The sequence below is a fragment of the Chitiniphilus eburneus genome (assembly GCF_005048205.1).
GTDB lineage: Bacteria > Pseudomonadota > Gammaproteobacteria > Burkholderiales > Chitinibacteraceae > Chitiniphilus > Chitiniphilus eburneus.
In genome coordinates this window covers 1-2,171 of sequence record NZ_SUMF01000073.1, presented here as the reverse complement: position 1 = coordinate 2,171, position 2,171 = coordinate 1, and the positions used below count along the sequence as shown (strand labels likewise).

Genomic DNA, 2,171 nt, shown 5'->3' with positions numbered 1-2,171 from the left:
CGACCGGCCATTCGGCCAGCGGCCGCGCCACGGAGACATTGAACTGCGCCACATCGCCCAGTGCGTGCAGCAGTACCCGGCGCGCAAACGGGGCAGCACCTTCCAGTTGCGGCGCCAGGATGGCGAAGCGCCCGGTCGGCGCCGCCGCCAGCCGTTCGGCCGCCCAGGCCGCCGCGTCGCGCCACTCGGTTTGCAGGTCGGCGGCCAGATGGCGTTGCGGCTGCGGCAGGAAATCGTCCGGCGGCAAATCGTCCAGCCACGCCAGCGCCACGCCCTGCCGTTGCAGCGCCGCAATCAGTTCATCCTGGCGCGGCGAGGTATCGCGAAACCCCGCCAGCACCAGCCGCTGGGGCAACGCCAGCTTGCCGGCGTCGATCAACGCCAGCACCTGTTCGGCGCGCTGCGGCGCGTCGTCGGCGTCCAGTTTGCGCAACTGCTTGCGATACGCGCGGCGCCAGTGGAGAAAGCGTTCGGTTTCCTCGGTGGTGTCTGGCTGTTCCAGCCGCAAACGCCATTCGCCGGCGAGGGCATCGGCCTCCTGCGCCAGCGCGGCGAGGCGGCGCTCGTCCAGCAGCGGCCGTTCCGCTTCGGCGGCGCGGATCACGTCCGTCCAGACCAGCCGCGCGGCAAAGTCGTCCAGACGCTGCGCCGGCAGGCTTTCGTCCGGCAGGAACGCCGCCGTTTCCAGTTGCGCTTCCAGCCACGCCGACAGCGGCAACACATCCGGCAACACCGCTACCGTGTTCCCCGGCGCCAGCCGCCGCGCCAGTTCACCGGCCAGGCGTCGCGCCAGCCGGTTGTTGACGGTGGCCACCACCAGGCCCTCGGCCGGCAAGGCAACGAGGTCGCTCAGGGTGAGTGGGGGAAGTTCGGGCAGGGGCATTGCGGGCGGGATCAAGGAGGATGGCGGGATGATAACAGGGCGACCCGTGGCGGATGGCGCGCAGGCGCTTGCGTGCATCGGTTCGCCCAAGTAACATCTTTATTGAGAATAATTCTCAATAAATACTTACCCCTGCCCACACCGTGTCCGCCATCGAACTGCCCTCTCCCATCGTCGCCACGCTCTATCACGATCACCACCGTTTCCTGCATGGCTGGCTGCGCCGCAAGCTGGGGTGCGCGTTCGAGGCCGCCGACCTCATGCACGACACCTTTCTGCGGCTGCTGGTCGCACCGCCCGCCAAGGCGGAAGCCATCGTCGAACCGCGCGGCTTTCTCACCACCGTCGCCAAGCGGGTGATGATCGATCACTTCCGCCGGCAGGCGCTGGAACGCGCTTATCTGGAGGCGCTGGCGACCTGGCCCGAGCCAGTGGCGCAATCGCCGGAACAGCGGGCGCTGCTACTGGAGGCGCTGTGCGAAATCGACGCCATGCTCGACGGCCTGGGACCGAGGGTGCGACAGGCATTCCTGCTGTCCCAGCTCGATGGCATGGCCTACGCCGACATCGCGGCGCGGCTGGGCGTCTCGGTCAGTTCGGTGAAGCAATACGTCGCCAAGGCGCTGGCGCATTGCCTGGTGCACGCACAATGAAGGCCGATCAGCCCGACCCCGCCGCACTGCACGCCGCTGCGCGCTGGTACGTGCAACTGAGCGCGGACGACGTAGCCGACGCCGACCACGCCGGCTGGCAGCGTTGGGTACAGGCCGATCCGCGCCATGCTATGGCGTGGGCGCAGATGGAGCGGTTGCAGTGCAAGTTGCGGACGCTGGCCGACCCGCTGGCGACCATGGCGCTGCAACGGGCGCCGCAGAGCGTGCCGGCACAACGGCGGCGCGCTCTGAAGTTATTGCTCGGTGGCGTGGGCATCGGCGTGGCGGCGCTGGCGGGACAACGCCTGCTGCCCTGGCAGGCAGGACTGGCCGATTACCGCACCGCCACCGGCGAGCGCCGCACGCTGCATCTGGCCGACGGTTCGACGCTGATCCTGGCCAGCGCCAGCGCCGCCGATGTGCGCTTCGACGCCGGGCTGCGCCAGGTGCGGCTGCACGCGGGGGAGATCCTGGTGCAGACCGCGCCCGACGCCGGCGGCCGCCCCTTTGTCGTCGATACGCCGCAAGGCCGCGTCCTGGCACTGGGCACCCGCTTTACCGTGCGACGCGATGGCGACTGGAGCGAGGTGCTGTTACTGGCCGATGCGGTGCGGGTGGAGCCCGCCGCGGCGCCC

Annotated in this window: 3 protein-coding genes; 2 read left to right on the top strand and 1 reads right to left on the bottom strand. The window is 69.6% G+C overall.

Features of this window, described 5'->3' with window-relative positions:
* On the bottom strand, nt 1-883 hold an 883-nt coding region (locus tag FAZ21_RS19990; protein ID WP_211243550.1), incomplete at its 3' end, for a hypothetical protein.
* A gap of 143 nt (nt 884-1,026) precedes the next feature.
* Here FAZ21_RS19990 and FAZ21_RS19985 point away from each other — a divergent pair.
* Both FAZ21_RS19985 and FAZ21_RS19980 read left to right on the top strand, forming a co-directional pair.
* On the top strand, nt 1,027-1,536 hold the full coding sequence (locus FAZ21_RS19985) for a sigma-70 family RNA polymerase sigma factor (RefSeq protein ID WP_136775184.1): 510 nt from the start codon (nt 1,027-1,029) through the stop codon (nt 1,534-1,536).
* A partial coding sequence (locus FAZ21_RS19980; protein WP_136775183.1) for a FecR domain-containing protein occupies nt 1,533-2,171 on the top strand: 639 nt, incomplete at its 3' end. The genes FAZ21_RS19985 and FAZ21_RS19980, both read left to right, overlap by 4 nt.